The 2,323-nt window shown below is 40.6% G+C and carries 3 protein-coding genes; 1 reads left to right on the forward strand and 2 read right to left on the reverse strand.

Features of this window, described 5'->3' with window-relative positions:
• The first annotated feature begins 203 nt into the window (after positions 1 to 203).
• Complete coding sequence (locus tag NDI34_RS28040; RefSeq protein ID WP_348234488.1) at positions 204 to 641, forward strand: hypothetical protein; 438 nt, start codon at positions 204 to 206, stop codon at positions 639 to 641.
• Positions 642 to 701: 60 nt separating this feature from the next.
• Here NDI34_RS28040 and NDI34_RS28045 read toward each other — a convergent pair whose 3' ends face one another.
• Positions 702 to 986: a DUF2470 domain-containing protein gene (locus NDI34_RS28045; protein ID WP_190410617.1), complete on the reverse strand. Its 285-nt coding sequence runs from the start codon at positions 984 to 986 to the stop codon at positions 702 to 704.
• 26 nt (positions 987 to 1,012) lie between these two features.
• Positions 1,013 to 1,963, reverse strand: a complete 951-nt coding sequence (locus NDI34_RS28050; RefSeq protein WP_348234489.1) for an alpha/beta hydrolase — start codon at positions 1,961 to 1,963, stop codon at positions 1,013 to 1,015.
• Positions 1,964 to 2,323 lie beyond the last annotated feature (360 nt).

Below are 2,323 nucleotides of genomic sequence, written 5' to 3' on the forward strand. Positions count from 1 at the left end.
CATTGAGTCCTCTGCTTCGCTTAAGATAATCCGAATAGGAGCAGGCATAAATAATGGAAAACTCCGTTTAGAAGCTTTATGCCATCTTATATTTAATTAGTCCCAGCTACTTATATGAAAAAGCCGAAGGATGCCGTTCTTTTGAGAAAGAACACACCGTTTTGAAGAAATGAAGGGTGAAATAGCTAGTACGGAGGAAAAAAGTGAGCCGGTTACTCTACGAAAATTCAGTCTCTTATAAAGGATATCTGATCATCCCATTTGTTTTTGGAATGGCGGATGGTCAAAATATTTACTCCTATACTTTACTTTCTGAATTAGGGCATAAAGGTAGATTTCATAAATTGGAAAATCCGGCTGGTATTTATTCAAGTTGCATTGATACGATTATTGAGGCAGCCAAAGAACATCTAGATGAGAATTCAGATGTTGTTAGCCAAAACGATTATTTTAAAAATAGATACATTTATCAAGATAATTTGATTATTGTTTATCAATTAGCAAGTAAATATTTTTACGATCATTATAAATCTGATAACTTAAATAATGTTGCCGCGCCAAAAATATTTGGAACTGAACAAGAGTGCATTACCTGGATAAAAGAGGGACTAGATAAGTCACAGATTAATCAACAAGTTTAAATTTTACGAGCATAGAAGTAAGGTGGACAATGCCCACCCTACTCAACGTTCTTTTTGGTACTATTTTGAATGAGAACGCGCTTGTTTCACCATTGCAATGAGCGTATGGTGAGCATCTTCGGCATCTTTGAGAATATGATCGAAGTGAATGCGTATCGGCACATCCGAACCTTTGACTTGTGCCATGAGATTCATACCTTCTGGATCTACTGAAACCATTTCTGCCTTTGCAGCATCGGGAGAATTACCATAAGTTTGGGCGTAAAGAACGACAGCATCAGCATGATCGTCGTTCATGTGAGCGCAAATGCGATCGCTTATTTCAGACGTTATTGCATCGGACATTAGATAGCATCCTCTGATGTAATTAATTAAGAATGTTTAGCGACAAAATTGGTAACTACATTGACAAATTCAACCGTTGACTCATAGGGTAGAACATTACGACCTAACATTTTGATACCCTCAGCGTTGGGTAAAGACTTCTGATAGTCAGCCAAGCGTTCATCGGGAGTTTCACCTTTGCCAGCTTGACTAATGCTGGATGCCGTGTCGCCGACGACTACTAGAGTGGGTTGAGAGATAGATGCGATCGCGTCTCGATAATCTTGCCGCCAAAACCCTGCTAGGAAGGAAAAAACAGCATGGCGAGTCTCTGGATCTGTCGCACCTTTCTCCAGCGTTTCCAGCCACTCCCGATCGACTGAATCAGCCTTTTCAAAGAGTTGTTTAGTTGAGAAAGAACGTAAGAACTGTTCGCGCCGCGCATAGCGATAAAAGGCACTCCCAAAAGGAGAGTCTAACAGATTCCAGGTAAATTTTTGCCGCCAATTTGCTCTAGGTTTAGCAAGCAACGTTAAAGCGGGAGGGCCAGCCAGCACCAAGCCTCGAATAAAATTAGAATTCGTTTCTAGACGAACTAACTCAATTGCTACCGGCAGCAAAGCCCCTTGTACCACTACAATCACAGGTTTTTTTACTACAGTCTGCAAAAAATGTTGCAATTGCTGTGCCCAATCAAGAGGATTATAAGCCACATGAGGCATATCGCTCTCACCACATCCCAGTAAGTCTGGATTATAAATTGGATTCCGGCGACCCGCTTCATACCATTCTCGACAGAATCGCTGCCAAAACTTTCGGGATAATCCTACACCAATGGGATGAATTAATAGGAGGGGACTCCCCTCATTTGTATTTGGATTAATTGCGGTATGAAATTCGTAGGCGCAGCGATAATTTTTCCAAGTGTAAAACTGCGTAGGAGTTACAGTTTCAGTTGCAGAAATTTGTAGATTTTGAGTTGAAGACAAGGGTTGCATAATTATCCAGAAAGCAATTAGGGTTAGGAGCATCCCAATCAGAGTAAAAACTCCTGATGGCTAAAATCGCGGATATACAAACGAAGCCTGATGAAAGCAGGTTTCAGCTTGTAGGCTTGTTTTTAGAAAAATGGGATGCACTTTGCTCATTTTTTGGGTTGATGAGCTAAATTTTGAGTTAACTTAACAGTGCCTCCTGGCAAAGCTCAGCTCATCTATCGCTCGTAAGAATAAATATCTCCCGGTTGTTTGAATAGGGTAGATGAACGAGCAGAAAGCAATTGCAGATCGTCCTTATCTAGTTGAAAACTCAAAGCTTCTACATTCTTTTGAATCTGCTGACGATCTTGAGTAAAGCCT

It is taken from the genome of Trichocoleus sp. DQ-U1 (assembly GCF_039961925.1).
In the GTDB taxonomy this organism is placed as follows: Bacteria; Cyanobacteriota; Cyanobacteriia; order Cyanobacteriales; family FACHB-T130; genus FACHB-T130.